This window comes from Lysobacter concretionis Ko07 = DSM 16239 (assembly GCF_000768345.1).
Taxonomy (GTDB): Bacteria; Pseudomonadota; Gammaproteobacteria; order Xanthomonadales; family Xanthomonadaceae; genus Novilysobacter; species Novilysobacter concretionis.
This window is the reverse complement of the sequence record NZ_AVPS01000005.1, coordinates 53,981-78,009: the sequence shown is the minus strand read 5'-3', so window position 1 is coordinate 78,009 and position 24,029 is coordinate 53,981. Positions and strand designations below refer to the sequence as shown.

At 66.6% G+C, this 24,029-nt stretch carries 19 protein-coding genes; 10 read left to right on the top strand and 9 right to left on the bottom strand.

Features of this window, described 5'->3' with window-relative positions; translation table 11 throughout:
- Nucleotides 1-22: 22 nt before the first annotated feature.
- The 4 genes from tal to tkt are packed head-to-tail and all read left to right on the top strand — an operon-like array spanning nucleotide 23 to nucleotide 6,539.
- Nucleotides 23-1,114 carry a transaldolase gene (tal, locus tag N792_RS06780; RefSeq protein WP_036193715.1) on the top strand — a complete coding sequence of 364 codons (1,092 nt, stop codon included), beginning with the start codon at nucleotides 23-25 and terminating at the stop codon, nucleotides 1,112-1,114.
- Nucleotides 1,114-2,811 carry a glucose-6-phosphate isomerase gene (gene pgi, locus N792_RS06775; protein ID WP_036193711.1) on the top strand — a complete coding sequence of 566 codons (1,698 nt, stop codon included), beginning with the start codon at nucleotides 1,114-1,116 and terminating at the stop codon, nucleotides 2,809-2,811. Before tal ends, pgi begins: the two co-directional genes overlap by 1 nt.
- A complete protein-coding gene (pgm, locus tag N792_RS06770) occupies nucleotides 2,808-4,481 on the top strand; it encodes a phosphoglucomutase (alpha-D-glucose-1,6-bisphosphate-dependent) (RefSeq protein ID WP_036193709.1) in 1,674 nt (557 codons plus the stop codon). Before pgi ends, pgm begins: the two co-directional genes overlap by 4 nt.
- Nucleotides 4,482-4,490: 9 nt before the next feature.
- A complete protein-coding gene (tkt, locus tag N792_RS06765; RefSeq protein ID WP_036193706.1) occupies nucleotides 4,491-6,539 on the top strand; it encodes a transketolase in 2,049 nt (682 codons plus the stop codon).
- Nucleotides 6,540-6,545: 6 nt separating this feature from the next.
- Here tkt and N792_RS06760 read toward each other — a convergent pair whose 3' ends face one another.
- The gene (locus tag N792_RS06760) at nucleotides 6,546-7,085 is read right to left on the bottom strand and encodes a DUF2058 domain-containing protein (RefSeq protein WP_036193954.1); all 540 of its coding nucleotides are present in this window, start codon (nucleotides 7,083-7,085) and stop codon (nucleotides 6,546-6,548) included.
- 178 nt (nucleotides 7,086-7,263) lie between these two features.
- Here N792_RS06760 and N792_RS06755 point away from each other — a divergent pair, with 178 nt between their 5' ends.
- On the top strand, nucleotides 7,264-8,160 hold the full coding sequence (locus tag N792_RS06755) for a GGDEF domain-containing protein (protein ID WP_084105496.1): 897 nt from the start codon (nucleotides 7,264-7,266) through the stop codon (nucleotides 8,158-8,160).
- Nucleotides 8,161-8,333: 173 nt separating this feature from the next.
- Here the strand turns inward: N792_RS06755 and arsC are convergent, their stop codons facing one another.
- Nucleotides 8,334-8,753 carry an arsenate reductase (glutaredoxin) gene (gene arsC / locus N792_RS06750; RefSeq protein WP_036193704.1) on the bottom strand — a complete coding sequence of 140 codons (420 nt, stop codon included), beginning with the start codon at nucleotides 8,751-8,753 and terminating at the stop codon, nucleotides 8,334-8,336.
- 53 nt (nucleotides 8,754-8,806) lie between these two features.
- Between arsC and N792_RS06745 the strand changes: the two genes are divergently transcribed.
- Nucleotides 8,807-9,157, top strand: a complete 351-nt coding sequence (locus N792_RS06745) for an ArsR/SmtB family transcription factor (RefSeq protein WP_052103593.1) — start codon at nucleotides 8,807-8,809, stop codon at nucleotides 9,155-9,157.
- Between the two features lie 3 nt (nucleotides 9,158-9,160).
- Entirely contained in the window at nucleotides 9,161-10,447 is a 1,287-nt protein-coding gene (locus tag N792_RS06740; protein WP_036193701.1) for an arsenic transporter, read from the top strand.
- Between the two features lie 60 nt (nucleotides 10,448-10,507).
- On the opposite strand, the gene pgl is transcribed toward N792_RS06740, so the two are convergent.
- Genes pgl through N792_RS06720 form a run of 4 tightly spaced genes read right to left on the bottom strand, consistent with a single transcriptional unit; the run spans nucleotide 10,508 to nucleotide 15,032 of the window.
- The gene (pgl, locus tag N792_RS06735) at nucleotides 10,508-11,266 is read right to left on the bottom strand and encodes a 6-phosphogluconolactonase (RefSeq protein WP_052103591.1); all 759 of its coding nucleotides are present in this window, start codon (nucleotides 11,264-11,266) and stop codon (nucleotides 10,508-10,510) included.
- A complete protein-coding gene (gene gnd / locus N792_RS06730) occupies nucleotides 11,263-12,168 on the bottom strand; it encodes a phosphogluconate dehydrogenase (NAD(+)-dependent, decarboxylating) (RefSeq protein ID WP_036193698.1) in 906 nt (301 codons plus the stop codon). The genes pgl and gnd overlap by 4 nt, the downstream gene beginning before the upstream one ends.
- A gap of 34 nt (nucleotides 12,169-12,202) precedes the next feature.
- The gene (locus N792_RS06725; protein WP_036193697.1) at nucleotides 12,203-13,732 is read right to left on the bottom strand and encodes a mercuric reductase; all 1,530 of its coding nucleotides are present in this window, start codon (nucleotides 13,730-13,732) and stop codon (nucleotides 12,203-12,205) included.
- A gap of 10 nt (nucleotides 13,733-13,742) precedes the next feature.
- Nucleotides 13,743-15,032 (bottom strand): glucoamylase family protein, encoded by a 1,290-nt coding sequence (locus N792_RS06720; RefSeq protein WP_036193696.1) that lies wholly within the window; start codon nucleotides 15,030-15,032, stop codon nucleotides 13,743-13,745.
- Between the two features lie 286 nt (nucleotides 15,033-15,318).
- Between N792_RS06720 and N792_RS06715 the strand changes: the two genes are divergently transcribed.
- The 3 genes from N792_RS06715 (at nucleotide 15,319) to N792_RS06705 (ending at nucleotide 21,422) form a co-directional block, all read left to right on the top strand.
- Entirely contained in the window at nucleotides 15,319-19,314 is a 3,996-nt protein-coding gene (locus N792_RS06715) for a GH36-type glycosyl hydrolase domain-containing protein (RefSeq protein WP_224743935.1), read from the top strand.
- A gap of 153 nt (nucleotides 19,315-19,467) precedes the next feature.
- Entirely contained in the window at nucleotides 19,468-21,045 is a 1,578-nt protein-coding gene (locus N792_RS06710; RefSeq protein ID WP_036193693.1) for an FAD-dependent oxidoreductase, read from the top strand.
- Nucleotides 21,042-21,422 carry a DUF488 domain-containing protein gene (locus N792_RS06705; protein ID WP_036193692.1) on the top strand — a complete coding sequence of 127 codons (381 nt, stop codon included), beginning with the start codon at nucleotides 21,042-21,044 and terminating at the stop codon, nucleotides 21,420-21,422. The genes N792_RS06710 and N792_RS06705 overlap by 4 nt, the downstream gene beginning before the upstream one ends.
- Nucleotides 21,423-21,572: 150 nt before the next feature.
- Here N792_RS06705 and N792_RS13980 read toward each other — a convergent pair whose 3' ends face one another.
- The 3 genes from N792_RS13980 to N792_RS06690 all read right to left on the bottom strand — a co-directional run bounded on the left by N792_RS13980 (nucleotide 21,573) and on the right by N792_RS06690 (nucleotide 23,670).
- On the bottom strand, nucleotides 21,573-21,728 hold the full coding sequence (locus N792_RS13980; protein ID WP_156969330.1) for a hypothetical protein: 156 nt from the start codon (nucleotides 21,726-21,728) through the stop codon (nucleotides 21,573-21,575).
- A 185-nt stretch (nucleotides 21,729-21,913) separates the two neighbouring features.
- Nucleotides 21,914-23,098 carry a glutathionylspermidine synthase family protein gene (locus N792_RS06695; RefSeq protein ID WP_036193689.1) on the bottom strand — a complete coding sequence of 395 codons (1,185 nt, stop codon included), beginning with the start codon at nucleotides 23,096-23,098 and terminating at the stop codon, nucleotides 21,914-21,916.
- Nucleotides 23,098-23,670 (bottom strand): DUF1190 domain-containing protein, encoded by a 573-nt coding sequence (locus tag N792_RS06690; protein ID WP_036193688.1) that lies wholly within the window; start codon nucleotides 23,668-23,670, stop codon nucleotides 23,098-23,100. Before N792_RS06690 ends, N792_RS06695 begins: the two co-directional genes overlap by 1 nt.
- Between the last annotated feature and the right edge of the window lie 359 nt (nucleotides 23,671-24,029).

Here is a 24,029-nt window from a genome sequence, read left to right as displayed (position 1 = left end):
GACGGAGCACCCCGGAGGACACATGAGCACGACAAAGCAGCTTCACGACCTCGGCCAGAGCCTCTGGCTGGACAACATCTCCCGCGCGATGCTCGACGACGGCACGCTGGCCGGGTACATCCGGGATTTTTCGATCACCGGTCTGACTTCCAACCCGAGCATCTTCAACGAGGCCATCGGCCACGGCGATACCTACGACGACGGCATCCGCGCCAAGACGCGGGCCGGGCAGTCGGGCGAAAGCTTGTTCATGGAGCTCGCGCTGGAAGACCTGCGCCGCGCCGCCGACCTGTTCCATCCCGTGTTCGTCGCCACCGATGGCGTGGATGGCTGGGTGTCGATGGAAGTCTCGCCGCTGCTGGCCGCCGACACCGCCGGCAGCATTGCCGCGGCGCGGCAGATCTTTGACCAGGCAGACCGGCCCAACCTGTACGTCAAGATTCCCGGTACGCCCGAAGGCGTTCCGGCCATCGAGGAGTCGATCTTCGACGGGGTGCCGATCAACGTGACCCTGCTGTTCTCGACCGAGCAGTACCGCGCGGTCGCCGACGCCTACATGCGCGGCATCGAGCGCCGCATCGCCGCCGGGCTGTCGCCGCAGGTGGCATCGGTCGCATCGCTGTTCGTCAGTCGCTGGGACCGGGCCGTGGCGGACAAGGTGCCGGCCGACCTGCACAACACGCTCGGCATCGCCGTGGCCCGGCGCACCTATCGCGCGTACCGCGAAATGCTGGCTTCCGAACGCTGGCGCGGACTCGCCGCGCAGGGCGCATTGCCGCAGCGCCTGCTGTGGGCGAGCACCGGCACCAAGGACCCGGACGCCTCCGACACGCTGTATGTCGAAGCGCTGGCGGCGCCGGACACGATCGACACCATCCCCGTGAAAACCCTGTACGCGTTTGTCGACCACGGCGTCCTGCGCGGGCCGATGGCCGAGGACGGTGGCGACGCCGAGGCGGTGCTGGCGAAGTTCGTGCAGGCCGGCATCGACCTCGCAGCCTTGGCGACGCAGTTGCAGGTCGATGGCGCGAAGGCCTTCGTCACTTCGTGGCAGGAACTGCTGCACACCATCGCCTCCCGCGGCGAGGCACTGGCCGGAGCGGGCGAAGCGTGATGGCGGATCAACTCGCTCCGGATCAATCGGCTCCGACCGCCAGGCTCACCACGCGCCCGCAATGGCTGGCGCTGCAACAACATCTGGTCGCGATGAAACCCCGCCACCTGCGCGAGCTGTTTGCCGAAGATGCGCGGCGTGGCGAGCGTATGACAGCCGAGGCCGCCGGCCTGTATCTGGATTTCTCCAAGAACCGGATCGACGACGAAACCCTGCGGCTGTTGTTCGACCTGGCGAAGGCCTGCGGCCTGCGCGAGCGCCGCGATGCGATGTTCAACGGCGAGAAAGTCAACGCCACCGAGCAGCGCGCCGCATTGCACGTCGCCTTGCGCGCACCCGCTGGAAGCAGGATGAACGTCGATGGCCATAACGTTGTCCCCGACGTGCATGCGGTGCTGGACCGCATGGCCGCCTTTACCGACCAGGTCCGCAGCGGCGAGTGGAAAGGACACAGCGGCAAGGCGATCCGGCACGTCGTCAACATCGGTATCGGCGGTTCGGACCTCGGCCCCGTGATGGCCTACGAGGCGCTGCGTGATTACAGCCAGCGCGACATTGATGTCCGGTTCGTTTCCAACATCGATGGCACCGACTTTATCGAGACCACGCGGAGACTGGACCCTGCCGAGACCCTGTTCGTGGTCTGCTCCAAGACCTTCACCACGCTGGAGACCCTGACCAACGCCCATGCCGCGCGGGCGTGGTGTCTGCAGTCGCTGGGCGATGAGGCCGCCATTGCCCGGCACTTTGTCGCGGTGTCCACCAACGCTGAAGGCGTGGCGAAGTTCGGCATCGACACCGCGAACATGTTCGGGTTCTGGGACTGGGTCGGTGGGCGCTACTCGATGGATTCGGCGATCGGCCTGTCAACGATGCTGGCGATCGGCGCGGAACATTTCCACGCGATGCTGGCCGGCTTCCATGCCATGGACGAGCACTTCCGCAGTGCGCCGCTGGAACGCAACCTGCCGGTACTGATGGGCCTGCTGGCGATCTGGAACAACAACTTCCTCGGCGCGGACACGGTCGCGGTGCTGCCGTACGCGCAATACCTCACGCGCTTTCCCGCCTACCTGCAGCAGCTGACGATGGAGAGCAATGGCAAACACGTCACCGGCGACGGCAAACCGGTGGATTACCAGACCGGCCCGATCTACTGGGGCGAGCCGGGCACCAACGGCCAACACTCGTTCTACCAGCTGATCCACCAGGGCACGCGGCTGGTGCCCTGCGATTTCATCGGCTTCTGCCAGCCGCTCAATCCGTTGCCGGTGCGTGGCGACGGCGCGGATGAAGCCGCCGACCAGCACGACCTGCTGATGGCCAACCTGTTCGCCCAAAGCGAGGCGCTGGCATTCGGCAAGACCGTCGCCCAGGTCGAGGCGGAAGGAACGCCGGCGCGTCTGGTGCCGCACCGTCTGTTCGAAGGCAACCGGCCCAGCAACACGATCCTTGCCGAGCGCCTCACGCCGCACGCATTGGGAGCGCTGGTCGCGCTGTACGAGCACAGCGTGTTCGTGCAGGGAACGGTCTGGAACATCGATTCCTTCGACCAGTGGGGTGTCGAACTGGGCAAGCAGCTGGCGATCAGGACCGCGAACGAACTGACCGGCGCGAACGAGCCGGACCTCGCCCACGACAGTTCCACCAATACCCTGATCCGCCGCTACCGCAAGACCAGGACGCCGCGCCGATGAGCACACGGATCGATCCGCGCGCGGGGATGCCGGCACAAGCCGGCGACCTGGTGGACATCGGCAGGCTGCTGGATGCCTACTCGCAGACGAAGCCCGACCCGCAGGATCCCGCGCAGCGGGTCTCGTTCGGCACGTCCGGGCACCGCGGCTCCTCGCTCGACGGCAGTTTCAACGAGGACCACATCCTCGCCATCACCCAGGCGATCTGCACCTACCGCAGCGGGCAGGGCATCGATGGTCCCCTGTTCATCGGCATCGATACGCATGCGTTGTCGGCACCGGCACAGGAGACCGCATTTGAGGTGCTGGCCGCCAACGGCGTGGATGTCCGGCGCTCGCAGGGCGGTGAATACACACCGACACCGGCCATCTCGCACGCGATCCTGTGCCACAACCGCGGACGCACAAGCGGGCTGGCCGACGGCATCGTGATCACGCCGTCCCACAACCCGCCGGCCGATGGCGGGTTCAAATACAACCCGCCCAACGGCGGCCCGGCCGATACCGGCGTCACGGGCTGGGTGCAGGACCGCGCCAACCGGTTGCTGGCCAGCGGCCTGAAGGACGTACGTCGGGTCGCAACAGATGGCGGGGCAAAATCCGCCCGCGACCACGACTACCTCACTGCCTACGTCGCCGACCTCGGCAACGTGATCGACTTCGACCTGATCCGCAGCGCCGGCCTGCGCCTGGGGGTCGATCCGCTGGGCGGGGCCGGTGTGCATTACTGGGCGCGTATCGCCGAGCACTACAGAATCGATCTGGATGTCGTCAGCGAACAGGTCGATCCGCAGTTCGGTTTCATGACCCTGGACTGGGACGGCCGGATCCGCATGGATCCCTCGTCGAGCTACGCGATGCGGCGCCTGATCGGCATGAAGGACCGCTACGACATCGCGTTTGCCTGCGACACCGACCACGACCGCCACGGCATCGTCACCCCCAGCGCCGGCCTGCTGCCAACCAACCACTACCTCAGTGTCGCGATCGACTACCTGTTCCGGCATCGCCCGCAATGGAGCGCGCAGGCCGCGATCGGCAAGACCGTGGTCAGCAGCGCGATGATCGACCGCGTCGCTGCCGGCCTCGGGCGGCCGTTGTGCGAGGTGCCGGTCGGGTTCAAGTGGTTCGTCGATGGCCTGTTCGACGGCTCGCTGGGGTTTGGCGGCGAGGAAAGCGCCGGCGCGGCGTTCCTGCGCCGTGATGGCGGGGTCTGGACGACCGACAAGGACGGCATCGCGCCGTCGCTGCTGGCGGCCGAGATCACCGCCCGCAGCGGTCACGACCCCGGCGTCGCGTACCAGCAGTTGTGCGAACGCTACGGCGAGGCGTGGTCTGATCGCGTCGAAGCGCCGGCCAGCAAGCCGCAGAAGCAGGCGTTGGCGCGACTGTCACCGGCCCAGATCACGCAGACGCAACTGGCGGGGGAGTCTATGGAGAGCGTGCTCGACAAGGCGCCCGGCAATGACGCGCCGATCGGCGGCATCAAGGTCACCGCGAAAAGCGGCTGGTTTGCCGCAAGGCCATCGGGCACCGAGGACATCTACAAGATCTACGCGGAGAGCTTCCGCGACGAGGCCCACCTGCACCGCCTCCTCCAGGAAGCCCAGTCCATCGTGGATGTCGCGCTGGCAGGTGCGGGGTCCGTTCCTGTGGGGGCCGTCCCGTGAGGAGTCGTCATGTCCGCCCAACTCGATCAGCTGTGCATCAACACCCTGCGCTTCCTGTCCGTGGACATGGTGCAGCAGGCCGACAGCGGGCACCCCGGTTTGCCGTTGGGTGCCGCGCCGATGGCCTACGTGTTGTGGAACCGCTGGCTGAAGGCCAACCCGCGCAATCCCGAGTGGGTTGATCGCGACCGCTTCGTGCTGTCGGCCGGGCATGGCTCGGCGTTGCTGTACAGCCTGCTGCACCTGAGCGGTTACGAGCTGTCGCTGGATGACATCCGGCACTTCCGCCAGTGGGGCAGCAAGGCGCCCGGGCATCCCGAGCGCGGACACACGCCGGGCGTGGAGGTCACCACCGGGCCGCTGGGGCAGGGCTTCGGCAACGCGGTCGGCATGGCGATCGCCGAGGCGCAACTGGCGGCACGCTACAACCGGCCCGGCCACGCGATCATCGACCACCACACCTGGGCCATCGTCAGCGACGGCGATCTGATGGAGGGCGTCGCCTCCGAGGCAGCGTCGCTGGCCGGGCACCTGCAACTGGGCAAGCTGATCTGCCTGTACGACGACAACCGGGTGACCCTGTCCGCCGGTACCGACATCGCGTTCACCGAAGACCGCGCCGCGCGCTTCGACGCTTATGGCTGGCACACGCTGTCCGTCGCCGACGGCAATGACGTCGAGGCGATCGACACCGCCCTCAAAGCCGCGCGTGCCGAGACCCGCCGGCCATCGCTGGTCCTCATCCGCACGCATATCGGGTTCGGCTCGCCGAACAAGCAAGACACTTTCGAGGCGCACGGCTCACCGCTGGGCGTGGACGAGGTGCGCCTGACCAAGCAGCGCCTGGGTTGGCCGACCGAGCCGGCCTTCCTGATCCCCGAGGACGCATCGGCGCACATGCGCCAGGCGATTGAACGCGGCGCGCGCGACGAGGCCGCATGGCATCGCCGCATGGATGCCTACGCGCTGGCCTTCCCCGATCTGGCCGCCGAACTGCAGGGCCGCCTGCGCGCCGAACTGCCGGCAGGTTGGGATGCGGATATCCCGTCGTTCCCGGCCGATGCCAAGGGGATGGCGACCCGCGCGGCCGGCGGCAAGGTCATGAACGCGATCGCGCCGAAATTGCCCGCACTGACGGGCGGCTCGGCCGATCTGGACCCCTCGACCAAGACCGCACTCAAGGGCATGGGCGACTTCAACCCGCCCGTGGTTCCCGGCGAGGACGTGCAGGGCTCCGATGGCGGCGGCTGGAGCCACGCCGGACGCAACCTGCATTTCGGCGTGCGCGAACACGCGATGGGCGCGATCGCCAACGGCATGGCCGCACACGGCGGTGTCATTCCGTATGGCGCGACCTTCCTGATTTTCTCCGACTACATGCGCCCACCGATCCGGCTGGCGGCGCTGATGGGGCTGCACGTCATCCACGTATTCACCCACGACAGCATCCTGCTGGGCGAGGACGGCCCGACCCACCAGCCGGTCGAGCAGCTGGCCGGCCTGCGGGCGATTCCCGGGCTCAGCGTGATCCGTCCGGCCGATGCCAACGAGACCGCCGTGGCATGGCAGGTCGCACTGGAAACCCGTGCGCGTCCGGTGTTGCTGGTGCTGAGCCGGCAGGACGTGCCGACGCTGGATCGCCGCCGCTTCGCCCCGGCCGACGGACTGCGTCGAGGTGCCTATGTCCTGAGCGATGCAGCCGACGGCAAGCCGGCGTTGATCCTCATCGCCAGCGGTTCGGAAGTGGCGTTGATTGTCGAGGCGGCCGACCGCTTGCGCGGGCAGGGCATTGCCGTGCGCTGCGTGTCGATGCCGAGCTGGGATCTGTTCGAGGCGCAACCACGCGTGTACCGCGAGTCGGTGTTGCCGCCGGACGTACACGCGCGGCTGGCGGTGGAGGCGGGCAGCCCGCAAGGCTGGTGCCGCTACGTCGGCGATGGCGGCGACGTGCTGGGCGTGGAGCGCTTTGGTGCTTCCGCGCCGGCGAAGGTCATCGCCGAACACTACGGCTTCACGGTGGACAACGTCTGCCAGCGCGCTCTGGCCCTGCAACGCTGATTGGGGTTACCAGATCAGGTCGTCGGGCACCTGGAATTGCCGGTAGTACTCGTCGTCCTCGGCGTTGCCGCTGGAGGCTTCCGGGCCGCCGTGGTCGAGCACGATGGCCGTCGCATCGCGGCTGCGGATCTTTTCCGCTGCGGCACGCGGTACCAGTTCGTAGCCATCGCCGTGGCGCGCTATCACCAGCACGCCCTTGGCCAGCTGGGCCCGCAGCAGTTCATTGACCAGCACGTTGCGGATCTTGCCGCCGTCGTCGAACCCGTAGGCAATCTCGCCCTCGCGCTTGACCTTGTGCGCCTCGACGATCTGGCGAACCTGCGCACGCTCCTCGTTGATGCGTGCCTGCGCGTTGCGCTCCGCAGCCAGCGCGCGATCGCGTTCCGCCCGTTCGGCCAGCAGCCGCTGTGCATCCAGCTGCTCGTCCGTCGGTGCCTTAGGGGTCTTGGCGTGGCGCTGCCGCGTCTGCTCACGCACCACTTGGGCGACCTTGCTCTTCTTGACCAGACCGGCCTTGAGCAACTGATCTTGCAGGGGATTTCGCATGCGGACGTGGGCCGTGGCCAGGCAGGATTGCGGCCCGTCAGTGTACCCACGCAGGTCGCGGCGGGCATTCATGCGATGAGGATGAAGTTCCACATGCCGCGGCCCTTTCCATCGGACACCTCCCCGTAACGGAGACCGGAAAACGGAACCCCATCACAGTTATGACTACACTCGCCAGATGGCCCCGGTTCCCGACAATCCCGAGATCACCCAACGGACCCGGCCCAGTCCCGGACCGAGCCAGCCGGTTGACGGGTCGGCTTGCGTGGTGGTGATCCATGGCGAAGGTGTCGGCCAACGCGCGGACGTCGACACCACGCCGATCCTGGTCGGGCGCTCGCCGGAAGCCGATCTTTTCCTTGCGCACCGGAGCGTGTCCCGCACCCAATGCAAGGTGTGGCGGGAGGGCAATACCTATCGGGTGCGCGATCTGGATGCGACCAACACCACGCGGGTCAACAACCGGCCCATCGGCGAGGTGGAACTGGCCGATGGCGACCACATCGCCGTCGGCGAAAACATTCTCAAGTTCATCAGCCACAGCAGCGTGGAGGCGCAGTACCACGAGGAGCTTTACCAGCTCGCCACCCACGATGCGCTGACCGATCTGTACAACCGCCGTCACTTCAGTGAAGTGCTGGACAAGGAGATCGCGCGCGCCACGCGCCACGGTCGCCCGCTGACGCTGTGCATCGTCGATGTGGACCTGTTCAAGCCCGTCAACGACCGCTACGGGCACATCGCCGGGGACACCGTGTTGCGACGCATCGCCACCCTGATACGCGCAGACGTGCGCCACGAAGATCTCGCCGCGCGTATCGGCGGCGAGGAATTCGCAATCCTGTTGCCGGAGTGCGATGTCAGCACCGCCTATGGGTTTGCCGACCGCCTGCGCATGGCGGTGGCCGACACCGTATTCATGCTCGGCGATGAGCCGCGACAGGTCACCATCAGCATCGGCATCGGCGCGCTGTCGCCGGAATGCGCCACCCGCGGTGGCCTGATGGCCGCTGCCGACGCCGCCCTGTACAGCGCCAAGCGGGGGGGCCGCAACCGCGTCTGCCCGCAGTCCTGAAGGGGACATTTTCGCTTGCCGGCAATACCGCAATGGCAGCCGCGGCGGTCGCAGCGCGGCCCGACGGCGCGCGTCATGGAAGTGGACACCGAGGTCTACGAGGACGAGTTTCCCTACTGGTCCCGGCTCGACCGCAGGCGCCGGGGGAAGTGAGCTGGGCACCTGGGTTTCTGTTATCGGACGCGGTGCCCGCTCTCGTCGATGACCAGCTCGCCGTCCTCCTTGGCGAATGGACGGGTGATCGTCGGCAGAATGTCGAGCACCACCTCCGACGGCCGGCACAGGCGCGTACCCGACGAGGTGACCACAAACGGCCGGTTGATCAGGACCGGCTCCGCCAGCATCGCATCGAGCAACTGGTCGTCCGACAGGGTCGGATCGTCCAGTCCGAGGGCTTCGTAGGGCGTACCTTTCTTCCGCATGGCATCACGCACGCCCAGGCCTGCGGCTGCGATCAACTCGACCAGGCGATCGCGCGAAGGCGGCTCACGCAGGTACTCGATGACGGTGGGCTCGATCCCGGCGTGACGGATCAGCGCCAGCGTGTTGCGCGAGGTGCCGCAGGCGGGGTTGTGATAGATCGTGGCGTCCATGGCAATCGTCATGGTGGTTGTCTCGTTCGAGTTGATTCCAGTATTCTAAAAACATGGAATTGAATGACGCAACCATCGCGCTTGCCGCCCTCGGGCAGGCGACCCGGCTCTCGGTCTTTCGCCTGCTGGTCGAAGCCGGTCCGGAGGGACGCATGCCCGGGGAGATCGCCGAGGCGCTGTCGCTGCCCGGCGCAACCTTGTCGTTTCACCTCAAGGAACTCGCCGCGGCGGGGCTGATCCAGGGTGAGCCCCGTGGCCGCTACATCTGCTACCGGGCCGACTTCGATGCCATGAACGGCCTGATCGGGTTCCTTACCGACAACTGCTGCGACGGCGATCGGAGTCAATGCCTTCCTGCGTCCGACACGTCCGGCAAGGGTGCGCAGAAAGTGGGCAAGGACTGACCCGTGCTGGTTGCACTGCTGATCTTCATCGCCACCATCGTCCTGGTCATCTGGCAGCCGAAAGGCCTCGGGGTCGGCTGGAGCGCCATGCTCGGCGCCGCATTGGCATTGCTGACCGGCGTGGTGGATATCGGGGACATCCCGACGGTCTGGGGCTTTGTCTGGAACGCCACCTTCACCTTCATCGCGGTGATCATCATCAGCCTGTTGCTGGATGAGGCCGGATTCTTCGAGTGGGCGGCGCTGCACGTGGCGCGCTGGGGCAACGGCGGCGGGCGCCGGCTGTTCACCTTTCTCGTGTTGCTCGGTGCGGCCGTGGCGGCGTTGTTTGCCAACGACGGCGCGGCGCTGATCCTGACGCCGATCGTCATCGCCATGCTGCTGGCGCTCAGGTTCAGTCAGGCCGCCACGCTGGCCTTCGTGATGGCGGCCGGATTTGTGGCCGACACCGCCAGTCTGCCGCTGGTCGTTTCCAACCTGGTCAACATCGTCTCGGTGGATTACTTCGGCATCGGCTTTGCCGAATATGCCTCGGTCATGATGCCGGTCAACCTGGTCTCGGTCGCAGCGACGCTGGGCATGCTGCTGTGGTTTTTCCGTCGCGACATCCCGGGCAGCTATGACGTTGCGCAGTTGCAGGATCCGCGTTCGGCCATCGTCGACCGCACCACCTTCAATGCGGGCTGGGCGGTGCTGGCGTTGTTGCTGGTCGGGTTTTTCGGTCTGGACCGGATCGGCGTGCCGATCAGCGTGGTGGCAGGGGCCGGGGCGCTGGTCCTGCTGGGTGTGGCGGCACGCGGACACACGATATCGACCCGCAAGGTCGTACGGGAAGCGCCGTGGCAGATCGTGGTGTTCTCGCTCGGCATGTACCTGGTGGTCTACGGCCTGCGCAACCAGGGACTGACGGACCATCTGGCCAGGCTGCTGGATGTTTTCGCCGGTTACGGCTTGTGGGGAGCGACGATCGGGACCGGCCTGCTGACGGCGTTCCTGTCGTCGATCATGAACAACATGCCGACGGTGCTGGTCGGCGCGCTTTCCATCGACGCCAGCCAGGCCGAGGGAACCGTGCGCGAGGCGATGATCTACGCCAACGTCATCGGCAGCGACCTGGGTCCGAAATTCACCCCGATCGGCAGCCTGGCCACGCTGCTCTGGCTGCACGTGCTGGCCCGCAAGAACATCCGGATCGGCTGGGGCTATTACTTCAGGGTCGGCATCGTCCTGACGCTTCCGGTGCTGCTCGTGACCTTGCTGGCTTTGGCAGTGCGGCTGAGCCTCGCGTGATGGATGCGCGACTGGTCCGTGATTGCCCTGCGGAGAGTCGAAGCCGGAGAACCACCCGCCTCATGTGGAGTCCTTCAACAGCGACGCCTCCACCAGCACATCGACGCCGGCGGGAGGGCGTATCGCGCGTGCGGGGATATTGTCGCCGGCCCGCCACTGGCTCACGGCGTCGCGCTTGCTTTCGCCATCGACCAGGAACAGCGCCTCGCGCGTGCGGCCCAGTCGCGCGGCGCTGAGCGAGACACGTTCCGGCGGCGGCTTTGGGGCATCGTGCACGCCCAGTGCGTCGGGCGAATGCGCTTCGACGCCCCAATCCTGACCGGGAAAAAGGCTGGCGGTATGCCCGTCCTCCCCCAGGCCGAGCAGCACCAGGTCGAATTGGCCGAAGTCGCCTGCGGGCAGGGCAGCCAGCATCCGCGCATAGCCGGCTGCCCCGGCATCGGCACCTTGCTCGGCCGGGATGACATGGATCTGCTGCGCCGGAATCGGCACGTGCGCCAGCCAGGCGTCATGCGCCATGACGCTGTTGCGATCGGGATGGTCCGCAGGCAGGCAGCGCTCATCGCCGAACCAGAGGTGCCAGCGCGGCCAGTCGGCGCCCGCGTCGCGCAGCCGCGCATACACACCCCGCGGCGTATTGCCGCCGGCCAGCACCAGGTTGAAACGGCCCCGAGCGGCGATCGCCCGCGTGGCGGCGGCCAGAATCCAGCGGGCCGCTTCGGCCTGGAGCGCCGCGCTGCCATCGACGCGATGCCAGCGGACGCGGCCGGCTTCTGTCACGGCCTCCGCCTCTACGGGCGGTAGAGACGAGCTGCTCATTCCTTCTTCATCGCGTGGCCGCCGAACTGGTTGCGCATCGCCGCCAGCAGCTTGTCCGAATACGAATCCGCGTCGCGCGAACGCAGGCGTTCCAGCAGCGCCAGGGTGATGACCGGCGCGGACACATCCAGGTCGATGGCTTCGGCCACAGTCCAGCGGCCTTCGCCGGAGTCCTCCACGTAGGGCGCGATGCCGTCCATCGACGGGTTCTTTTCCAGCGCCAGCGCGGTCAGGTCCAGCAGCCACGAACGCACGACGCTGCCGCTGCGCCAGATGTCGGCGACCTGGTGCAGGTCCAGCGCGAACGCCTGCTTGTGCTGCAGGATGGAAAACCCTTCCGCGTAGGCCTGCATCATTCCGTACTCGATGCCGTTGTGGACCATCTTGGTGAAGTGGCCGGCGCCGGCCGGGCCGACGCGGCCCCAGCCCCGGTCCTTCGCCGGGGCGAGCGTTTCGAATACCGGTCTCAACCGCTCCACCGCCGCCTCATCGCCGCCGATCATCAGGCTGAAGCCCTCCGCCAGCCCCCACACGCCGCCGCTGGTGCCGCAGTCGATGTAGTGCACCTGCTGTGATGCCAGCTTTTCGGCACGACGCAACGTGTCCTTGTAATTGGCATTGCCGCCATCGACGAGCGTGTCGCCGGCCTGCAGCAGTGGTGACAGGGCGGTGACGGTGTCTTCGGTGATCGCGCCGGCCGGCACCATCATCCACACGGTGCGCGGCGCCGGCAGGCTGGCGACCAGTGCGGCCAGCGAGTCCACCGTCTGCGCACCGTCCTCGGCCAGCGCCTGGCGGGCCTCCGCCTGCGGATCGAAGCCGACAATCGCGTGGCCACCACGCATCAGCCGCCGGGCCATGTTGGCTCCCATGCGGCCCAGACCGATCATGCCGAGTTTCATCTCACTCTCCTTTGGTTTGTAGTGCGACGACACGTCATGACAACCATCGTCGCAGGCGGGACGGCGCAGTGGGCGAGGGCAGGCTGCGGATGTAGGCATCGGCCGCTTTGCGGATGGCCTCGGCCTGCGTGGGGTAGGCATGGATGACGCGCGACAGCGTGCCCAGGCCGATGCCGGCGACGATCGCCAGGGTGATCTCGCTGATCATCTCGCCAGCGTGGCGGGCAACGATGGTCGCGCCGAGGATCTCGTCGCTGCCGTCGCGGACGTGGATCTTCACGAAGCCCACTTCCTCGTCGTCGGCAATCGCCCGGTCGACATCGTGCATCGGCACGGTGAAGGTGTGCACCGGAATACCGCGCTCGCGCGCCTGGCGCACGTACAGCCCGACGTGGGCGATCTCGGGGTCGGTGTAGGTGCACCAGGGAATCGTCAATCCGCTCAGCCGCTCGCTGCCGTCCAGCAGGGCGTTGTTGACCACGATGCGGGCCGACGCGTCGGCGGTATCGCTGAACTTGTGCTCCAGGCAGACATCGCCGGCGGCGTAGATGCGCGGATTGCTGGTCTGCAGGAAGTCATCGACATGGACGCCGCGTTGGGAGTCGTACTCGATCCCGGCGGTTTCCAGATCCAATCCTTCGACATTGGGAACCCGGCCCGCGCCGGTCAGGATGGCATCGACCTCCACCGTGCTTTCGTAATCGTCGCTGATCAGTTCGGCGATCTTGTTGCCGCCTTCCACCCGGATATTGACCACACGGGTATTGAGCCGCACTTCCAGCCCGTCCCGCGCCAGCGCGTTGGCCAGGAGCTGCGCGGCGTCGCGCTCTTCCTTGGGCAGGAACAACGGCCAGTGCTGCACGATGGTCGTCTGTGCGCCGAAGCGGCAGAACGCCTGCGCCATCTCGCAACCCAGCGGGCCACCGCCGACCACCAGCAGCCGGCGTGGCAGTTCGGTCACGTCGAAGGCGGATTCGTTGGTCAGGTAGCCGGCTTCGGCCAGGCCGGGAATCTGCGGTATGCGCGGTCGGGCGCCGGTGGCGACCAGCGCCTTCCTGAAACGCAGGTTCGCACCGGCCACCGTCAACGCATCCGCCGCGCTGAAACGCCCCTGTCCGAAGAACACGCTCACGCCCTGTGCGGAGAGCCGCCGTGCCGAATCGCCGCGACTGATGCGGGCGCGGATGTCGCGCATGCGCCGCATCACCGCGGCAAAGTCGACCACGACATCGGTGGGTGCCTGCGCGCCGTACTTCGCCGCGTTGCGCATCTCCGCGACCAGGCGCGATGTGCGGATGACCGCCTTGGACGGCACGCAACCGGTGTTCAGGCAATTGCCACCCAGCAGGCCGGATTCCACCAGGGCCACTTTTGCCCCCAGTCCGGCGGCCATGCTCGCCGCCGTCAGTCCGGCAGTACCGGCGCCGATGACCACCAGGTCGTAAAGCGGGGCAGGGGTCGGATTGATCCATTGCGGCGGCCGCAGGTTGGCCAGGCGTTCGCGCTCGTAGACATCGGCCGGAGCCGTGGACGGTGGTGGCGGGTTGGGGGTTGTCGGACTCATGGCGGCATTCTCATGACAACCACCCGCCGCCATAACCGGCACGATGCAGGCCGGCGCGGACGTACTCACAGCCGCGCATGAGCCGCCAGGGCAATCCGGAGCGGTGGTTTTCGATCATCATCACGACCAGCCCCTGATCCAGTCCGAAGTGGCCGCTCGATACCCACGGGGCGCCGTCCGCATCGCCACAGCGCGGGTTGAAGCCGCTGGCGAACTGCCGCTCCGTCAACATCGTCGGGTATCGCGCCAGCATATTGTGCACCGCGGCCATGGCGATCTCCGGCTCGAAAGGCAACGAGCCCAGTGCCGCCCAGCCGCTGAGCGTGCCGTCGTCGGGGCCGTATGGCACGCCGCGCGCGGCGTAGCCGTACAGACGGCCGAGGTTCTGGGCGCGGCCAGGAAGCTCCTCGCCGGGGCCGTCGCAGGCGGTCAGACCCCAGCAGTTTTCGTCGTAGCCGCTGAATTCGTGCGGGTTGCGCCATGCGTACTCGCGCTGGACGGCGATGGCGCGTCGGCTGTTCTCGAAATAATCACAATCCTTCTCGCGCATGAAGCGGTCCTGGATGCCGCGGAAATCGATCCACGCATGCGAGAACTGATGCACGAACAACGGACCCGCATAGAGGAAGTCGTGCCCGTACAGGTTCTCCCACTGGTAGGTCGCCGTCCACGCCTCGTAATGCGAGTTGTCGATCGGGTGGGTCGGCGAGCCGGATGCCAGCACATAGAGAATGATGCCCTCGTCGTAGCCATCCCAGCCGTAATGCAGAAACCCGCATTCGGGCTTCCAGCCCTGACGGATGGTGGGCTTGCCATCACTGGCCCAATGCCAGTCCACACGTCGATACAGCACGTCGGCGAGTTTCCGCAATTCGGCCTCCTCGGCGATGTCGGCATCGAAATAGCACCGCGCCGTCAGCGCGCCGGCGATCAGCAGCGCCGAGTCGATCGTCGACAACTCCGAGCGCCACACGCGCGCGCCGGTGTGCATGTCGAGGAAGTGGTAATACAGCCCCTTGTAGCCGGTCGCCGTCGCACTGCCGCTCTGGTCGCTGTCGTGGAAGAACCGCAGCGATGCCAACACGCGACGGACGGCTTCGTCGCGTTCGATCCAGCCGCGTTCCACCGCGATTGGATAGGCCGACAGGGCGAACCCGACCACGGCGATGCTGCAGGGCGAGTTCGCCCGGCTGGTGTCGGCGACCAACCCGTTGGCCGGGTTGAAGGCCTGCAGAAAGTACCCGAATGCCGCCCGCTGCAATTGATCCAGCAGCACCTCGTCGGTGGCGGCGCTATCCATGCCTACACCGCGCCGCCGGCGATGTCGGCCGCGGCCTTGAACCACATAACCATCACTTGCGTCATGCTTTTTTTTCCTTGGCCGGGGTTCCAGGGTTTCCTGCGGGAGTCCCTGCAGGAACAGGTAGGGTAGCCAGATGTTGTTAAAGGCCGCGTCACGGCCGCGGCGTAGGATCGGACCGGCAACGCGGGTGCTGTCAGTCGTCTACACCGTTGCTTTCCAGACCCCGCATGGACGCCAGGCCACTCCCACCCGCCGTGCAGCCACCTGCCCACTGGAGGCCGGCATGCCCATGCCATCACCACCGCCGCAGCCACGCGCCGTATCGCGCGCACACCTGCTGTCCAACGGCCGCTACACCGCCATGCTGACCGATGCCGGATCAGGCCAGAGCCAGTGGCTGGGACTGGCAATCACCCGCTGGCGCGAAGACCCGACCTGCGATGCCTGGGGCAGCCACATCCTGCTGCGCGATGCCGACAGCGGTGCGGTCTGGTCGGCGGGCAGACAGCCCCATGGCGGTGAGCCCGACAGCTATCTGGCAACGGCCACGGACGGACTTTTTTCCAGTGCCCGCCACGACGGCACATTGGAAACCCGCCTGACCGTGGCGATCGCAGCGGATTGCGATGCCGAGTTGCGTCATCTCACGATCAGCAACCACGGCCACCTCCAACACGTCATCGAACTGACGTCCTATGCCGAGCTGGTCCTGGCTTCGGCGGCAAGCGACGCGGCGCATCCGGCGTTTTCCAAGATGTTCGTGAAGACCGAATGGGTGGAGCAGGGCGGCGTACTGCTGGCCACGCGACGCCGGCGTGCGCCGGAGGAGCCGCAAATCTGGGCCGCCCATGTCGCGCTGGTGGAAGGGCAGGAGGATCACACGGCGGAATACGAGACCGACCGCGCGCGATTCCTCGGTCGGGGACGGACACTGCGCAACGCCGTGGCGATGGAAAACGGCGACCTGTTGTCCGGCGCCATCGGTGACGTGCTGGATCCCATCTTCAGTCTGCGTCGACGCGTTCGCATTGCGCCGGGCGCCAGTGTGCGAATCGCTTTCTGGACCTGCGTTGCCACGACGCGCGAGCAGGTCCTGGCGCTCGCCCACGGCGTCGATGGAGCGGAAGCCTGCGAGGACGTCTTCGCCAGGTCCGCGGATTGCTCCCTGGCACGACGGGCACAGTTCGAGCTGGGCGATGCCGCGGCCGAGCGGTGCAACCGGCTGCTGGCCCCGTTGTTTTATGCCGATGCCGCGTGGCGCGCGCCGGCCGAACAGTTGCAACGTGGCAGCGGGGGTGCGCCGGTGCTGTGGGGCTGCGGCATTTCCGGTGACCGGCCGATCGTGCTGCTGCACATCGCCAGCCTCGACGGGCTGGAACACGTCCATGAATTGCTGCGCGCACAACGCTACTGGCAATCGCTGCGACTGGGCATCGACACGGTGCTGCTGAACGATGCCGCGGGCACCGATGCCGAAGCGCTGCACGCGCAACTGACCGCTCTGGCATCCGCCCAGACCGACGCGCTTCATGGCGCGGAGATCGCCGACCAGACCGGCATCAGCGCAACAGATGCAGGCGTATTCGTCCTGCGCAGCGACAGCATGGACGACGCGTTGCGCGATGGCCTGGCGATGGCCGCCCGCATCGTGCTGGATGAGGCGACCGGCGGCCTGGCGATGCGCGTTGCCCATGCCGACCGGTTCGGGATATCGGGGCAGACGCGGGAGCCTGGGGCCGTACCAGGCCCGGATGCGAAGGAAGCCGCGGCAGCCACGACCCACGCCCTGCACGAAGCCCTCGAGTTCGACAACGGCATCGGCGGATTTTCGGCGGCTGACGATACCTACGTCATCCGCCTGGATGGCTCGCGCTGCACGCCGATGCCATGGAGTAACGTGGTCGCCAATCCCGGGTTCGGCTTCATTGCGACGGCCGAGGGCGGCGGGCATACGTTTTCGCTCAACAGCCAGCAGAACCCGCTGACACCGTGGCCCAACGACCCGGTCAGCGACGCGCCGTGCGAAGTGCTCTACCTGCGCGACAACGACAGCGGCGAGTTGTGGAGCGCGACCGCGTTGCCGATCCGTGTGCCCACCGCGCGTTACACCACGCGCCATGGGCGGGGATGGACGCGGTATTCGCACGAGGCGCACGGCGTCGGTGTCGAACTGCTGCAATGCGTGCCGATGACCGACTCGATCAAGCTGTCGCGACTTCGGCTGCACAACCGGTCCGCGCGTCCACGACGCCTGTCAGTCACCGCGTATGTTCAATGGGCGCTGGGTGCCAATGGCACGGTGCCCGGGCCGTACGTCGTCACCCGCCAGGATCCATCGACCGGCGCCGTGTTCGCACAGAACCGCTGGCGGCCGGAGTTCGGCGACCGTGTCGCCTTCGCTGGTCTGGGAGGCGCAGCGATGTCGGTCACCGCCGACCGCACCGAGTTCCTCGGCGTCCTCGGCGCCGTCGAACGCCCGGCAGCGCTGCTGGACGCCGCCCCGCTCTCGGGTTGGACGGGCGCCGGTCGCGACCCCTGCGCCGCGTTGCAGACGCAGATCGACCTCGCCCCGGATGCCTCGGCGGACGTGCTGTTCCTGCTGGGCGACGCCGCGTCCGACGCGGAGGCACAGACATTGCTCGACACCTACCGCCACATCGATATCGACGAGGTGTTGCGCGACGTCCACGCACTCTGGAACGGCGTTCTGGACGTGCTGCAGGTGCACACGCCCAACCCGGCGATGGACGTGCTGCTCAACGGCTGGCTGCTGTATCAGACCCTGTCGTGTCGCATGTGGGCGCGCGCCGCCTACTACCAGTCCAGCGGCGCCTATGGCTTCCGCGACCAGTTGCAGGACGTGATGGCGCTGTGCGTGGCGCGACCGGATATCGCCCGCGAGCACCTGCTGCGCGCGGCGGGACGGCAGTTCGTCGAAGGCGATGTGCAGCACTGGTGGCTGCCGCCGTCGGGGCAGGGCATCCGTACCCGCATGAGCGACGACCGGGTCTGGCTGCCGTATGTCGCGCTGCACTACCTCGCCGTCAGCGGCGATGCCGGTGTGCTGGATGCGGTAGTGCCGTTCCTCGATGGTCCGTTGTTGAAGGATGGCGAGCACGACGCGTTCTTCACCCCGTCGGATGCCGACCAGCACGGCAGCCTGTACGAACATTGCGCGCGGGCGATCGATTGCAGCCTTTCGCTCGGACCGCACGGTCTTCCGTTGATGGGCACAGGCGACTGGAACGACGGCATGAACCGGGTGGGCGAGCAGGGCAAGGGCGAAAGCGTGTGGCTCGCCTGGCTGCTGCTGGACACCATTGCCCGCTTCTCGCCCATCGCCGAAGCCCGCGCCGACCATGCGCGCGTGGCGCGCTGGCAAACCTTCGCCGGCACCGTCGGATCGGCGGTGGAAGATGCCGGCTGGGACGGGGCATGGTACCGGCGCGCCTACTACGACGACGGCACGCCGCTGGGTTCCGCGCTCAACGCCGAATGCCGGATCGACGCGATCGCGCAGTCGTGGAGCCTGATGTCGGGCGCCGCCGATCCGGCCCGCGCGGCCAACGCCATGGCGGCGGTGGACACCCAGCTGGTGGATCGCAGACACAGGGTCGCGATGCTGTTCACGCCACCGTTCGAGCACACCGCGCACGACCCGGGCTACATCAGGAGCTATCCGCCCGGCGTCCGCGAGAACGGCGGCCAGTACACCCACGGCTCGCTCTGGTCGATCTTCGCCTGGGCGCGGCTGGGCAACGGCGACAAGGCCGCGGAGCTGTTCGACATCTTCAATCCGGTCCTGCATACCAGCACGGGGTCCGGGGCCGATCACTTCAAGGTCGAGCCCTATGTGTCGTGCGCCGATGTCTATTCGGTAGACAAACTGGCGGGGCGCGGTGGCTGGACCTGGTACACCGGGTCGGCCGGCTGGCTGTATCGCGCCGGGATCGAGGCATTGCTGGGTTTCCACCTGCGCGGCGACCGGTTGCGGATCGATCCCTGCATTCCAACCACATGGCCCGGTTTCAGCCTCGTCTATCGCCACCACACTTCGCGCTATCTGGTTCAAATCATTAGCGGGCAAATCGGTAGCGGGCCGATCGATAACGGGCAAGTCGACAACGGGCAAGTCGGCAAACCGGATGGCGCAGGCCGTGGCGTGATCCGGGCCGAACTCGATGGCGCAAGCCTTGCCGTTCCGGCGGACGATGCCGCGGCGCTGATTCCCCTGGTCGATGATGGCGTCGAGCATCACGTCCGTGTCTGGCTGGGTTGAAGGCCGGCCATCCGTTCTTTCACCTGTACGTCATAGCCCCGGCGCGATGGTGGATGGCGATGAGCGATCCCGACCGTGTGAACCTCCGGCGGTACCGCCCAGCTCCTGAAAGCAGGCTCCTGCAAAATTTTTTGCCGCAACGAGGGTAGGGACATGGGTGGGGAAGCAGACAAGCTCGAGGGGCCGGACTTCGGTCACGGCATCGAGTCGTCGGCCGTCGTCGACGGCAGCCTGCTGCTCGGTCATGCCCAGGGCGAGGCGGTGGTCCTGGCCCGCAGCGGCGGCGAGCTGTTTGCCATCGGCGCGCATTGCACCCACCAGGGCGCGCCGCTGTCGGACGGGCTGCTGGTCGATGGAACGGTGCGGTGTCCCTGGCACCACGCCTGTTTCAGCCTGCACAACGGCATCCCGGTGCGGCCGCCGGCCTTGAAGCCGATCGACTGTTTCCGGGTCGAGGAGCGCGATGGCGTCATCCACGTCCGCGGCAAGCTCGAACCCGCCGGTCCGGAACCCCTTCCTCCTTCGCATCCCGCGCCCGAAAGCATCGTCATCGTCGGGGGCGGCGCTGCCGGCAATTCCGCCGCGCAAACGCTGCGCCGGGAAGGCTACCAGGGCAGCATCACGATGCTGAGCGCGGATGCATCGCCACCCTACGACCGCACCGACCTGTCCAAAGGCATCCTGGCCGGCAGCATCGACGAGGCGTCCAACCGGCTGCAGGACGCCGATTTCTACCGGCGGCAGGACATCGACCTGCAGACCAACACCCAGGTAAGCCGCATCGACACCGCCCAGCGGCTGGTCGAGACCACGGACGGTCGTCGTTATCCGTACGGCGCTCTGCTGCTGGCAACCGGCGCCGCGCCTGTCCATCTGGACATCCCCGGTGCCACGTTGCCGCATGTGCATTACCTGCGTACCGCCGCCGACTGCCATGCCCTGTTGGAACATGTCCTCTCGGAGCCGGCCTCGTCGGCGAAACGCGCGGTCATCATCGGCGCAAGCTTCATCGGCCTTGAAGTCGCCGCCGGCCTGCGCGCCAGGAAGATCGACGTGCAGGTCGTCGGTCTCGGTAACACCTTGATGGAGAAGGTTATGGGCGCGGCGGTCGGAAATTTCCTGCAGAAGCTGCACGAGGATCACGGCGTGATCTTCCACCTGGGCACCACCGCCAGCACGATCGACGAGCGCGAAGTCGTGCTGACCAACGAGGAAACCCTGCCCGCCGATCTCGTCGTCATCGGCATCGGCGTGCGTCCGGTGACCAGCCTGGCCGAACAGGCGGGGCTGGCGATGGATCACGGCATCAGCGTGGACGAATACCTGGAAACGAGCGTGCCCGGTATTTTCGCGGCCGGCGACATCGCCCGCTGGCCCGACCTGTTGACCGGCGACCGGCTGCGCATCGAGCACTGGGTCGTGGCCGAGCGGCAGGGGCAGACCGCAGCCCGCAACATGATCGGCCTGCGCGAACGTTTCGACGCCGTACCGTTTTTCTGGACCGAGCAGTACGACTTCGGCCTCGCCTATGTCGGCCATGCCGAGCGCTTCGACGAAGTGGTCATCGAGGGAGATCTCAACCAGCGCGATTGCACCATCAGCTACCGGCGCGAGGGCAGGGAGCTGGCAGCGGCGTTCATCCACCGCGACCTGGAAGGGCTGCACAAGGAAGTGGAATTCGAACGGGCCATCGCCGCCATGCCTGCGGCCGCTTCCGGGAAGCGCCCGTGAGCACGACCATTCCGGCGGACAACATCCGCTTGAAGCGGGCCTACGAAAAACCCGCCGATACCGATGGCGTCCGCATCCTGGTCGACCGGCTGTGGCCGCGGGGCGTCAGCAAAGAAGCGGCCGCGCTGGATCAGTGGATGAAGGACATCGCACCCAGCAGCGCATTGCGGAAATGGTTCGGCCACGACCCGGCGCGCTGGCCCGAGTTCCAGCAACGCTATGAAGTCGAACTCCGCGACCACTCGGAACAGCTCGCCGAGCTGCGCGCCGCCGCGAGGAAAGGCCCGATCACCCTCGTATATTCGGCGCATGACGAGCAGCACAACGACGCGGTGGTGTTGAGGCGGCTTCTGCTGGGCAGGAAACCGGCCGCGTAGTTGGCGGGCACACCATGCGAGCGGACGGCTCGCCGGCTCCCAATGAGCAGGAGGAGCTGCGGCATCGCCTTGTCGATGGGAGATACGAACAGCAAAACGCCCGCTTTTTGCGGGCGCTTGCCGGATATCAAGCTCGATATCGATAAAACGCTAATGATTCTTGCCGGGGTTCTTTCCCATCATCTTGTCGGGGTTGGAACCGGGGCTGGACGCCGATTTGGTGTGCTTTTCATCCGAACCCGATGCGTGCTTTCCGGGGGTGTCCTTGTGCGGGCTGGACGGCTTCTTGCTCTTTTCGGTAGGCATATTCGTCTCCTGGGCGAGGGACCTCTTCGAGGTCACGCCAAAGCTAGTCGCCGGGTCGTTAGTCCCGCGCGCCTGGAACGTGTGCAAACCGATAAAGCGCTGAATGGTTCAGAAGCGAGCGCCGACGGGCAATACGGCCGATAGCCGCCGGGGAGGGCACTCGACAATTTCCAGATCCGGATATCTCAGGCCGCGAACACCATCCGCCCACATCCGTCGCCGATGATCGCGTGCGGCAGGAACCGTGAGGTGTCGCGGGTGATCGGCGTGTCGTCCTCGCGCACCCCCATGCCGCAGGCACGGTCACCGACCACCCAACTGCCGATCAACGGATAGCGGCCCTCGAAATCGGGCAGCGGGTGCAATGCCTGCCGGATCGCCGGACCGTCGTATGGCCCGTCCGCACGCAGCAGGCGCCCGTCGGCATAGCGCATCTCGATGTTGGCGCCCTCGCGGGAGAACAGCGGCTTGCGGACCCAGCCGCGCGGCAACTCATCACCGTCGTCGAACGCCGCCGGCAGGAGGTTGGGGTGGCCCTGGTGACGTTCCCACAGCAGCGGCAGCACGCCCTTGTTGCTCAGGATGAGCTTCCACGCCGGCTCGACCAGTTGCACGCCGGCGCGCGGCAACGCCGCACCGAAACTGTCGGCGAACAGGTCTTCGAGCGGGTAGAGCTTGAACAGGCTCCCGATCACGACATCGTCCAGGTCCGTGAGGCGCCCGTCTTCCGACAGGCCGATGTCTTCCAGGGCGATCAGGCCGGCCGGCAATCCACCCTGGGCCGCGCAATCGTGCAGGTATTCGACGGTGCCCTGGTCCTCGACGCTGTCGCGCACGGCAGCGAAATGGAAAGGCGGCCTCAGCTGCGCGGCCAGCTCGCTGAAACGGTCCACCAGTGCTTCGTGGATCGCGTTGAACTGGTCGGCATCGGTTGGCAGAACGCCACGCTCGCGCTGGTTCTCCAGCCATTCCCACTGGAAGAACGCGGCCTCGTACAACGAGGTCGGGGTGTCGTAGTTGAACTCGTAAAGCTTGGCCGGGCCGTGACCGTCATAGGCCAGGTCGATACGGCCGTACAGATGCGGATCGCGCTGGCGCCAGCTTTCGGCCACGTAATCGCGGAACGCATCCGGGATTGCCAGGCGCTCCATCAGCGTTTCACTGCCCACGACCTCGTCGACCAGATCCAGCGCCATCCGGTGGATTTCGGCGGTCGGGTTCTCGATGTCCTGCTCGATCTGGCGCAGGGTGAACGCGTAATACGCGGACTCGTCCCAGTACTGGGCACCGTCGATCGTGTGGAACTGGAAGCCACAGGCCTCCGCGCGCCGACGCCAGTCCCGGCGCGGCTCGATCGCGACCCGACGCATCAGCCGCCCGTGCTGCCGCCGGTCCGGCGCGCGCTGGTGGCACCGAAGCCGCCACGACGCACCGTCATCGCGCGGTCGGGCTGGGCACTCACCTTGGCAAGACCGGACGACCCGGGAACCCCGGTCGAAGACGGCCCCGGCTTGAGCCAGCCTTGCTGATTGGAGCGAAACGCCGGCTCGGCCCTGGTCGCACCGGCCGCGGTCTGATTGCCCATCTGATTGGGCAGCGCAGCGCCACGGCCGTTGAGCATCTGCGACAGGAAGAAACCGGTCATCAATGGCCCGATGAACGAATGCCCGGTCGACGTCTTCTGGGTAGCGCATTGACCCGCGCCGAACTCGGCCTCGCAATCTTCCCGGGACGCGTATTTGGGCGAGGCCTCGGCAACCTGGGCCTGCGCCTGCTCGAAGGCTTCCCGGCACATGATCGGATTCGCCGTCTTCTCGGCGCAGGCCTCGACCGACGTGAACAGACCTTCCCGGGTCTGTACCTCGGGTTGGGTGGAGCAGGCAACCAGCAGCAGCGGAGCGGTGCCCATCAGCACCAGGGCAGTCTTGCGGGAACGTTTCATGCGGTCATGCGGAAATCGAGGATGGCCAAGGATAGAGGAATGTGTGGCCTGGTGGCCGAGGGTGCTTGGTTCTGGACAAGTCCTCCCACCGTATAATTACATAATATGCATTATGCGAAGTGGTGGATGGCGGTTCATGCGGTCACCTCAACGGTTTGAGTATCGTTTGGAGCCGGGATCACTGTTTACGTAACATCCCGATCAGTAAACGTGAAACATTCGCTGATTTTCCGAGGAAGCAGAGAAAGTTACAGAAACAGTGCCGGCCAAATTACAGTTCGTTTTCGCCATTGCCGTAACTTACAGGAATCGAAACCTTCCACCATACGTCCGCTAACTGGTGGACTTCACAGGCTTTT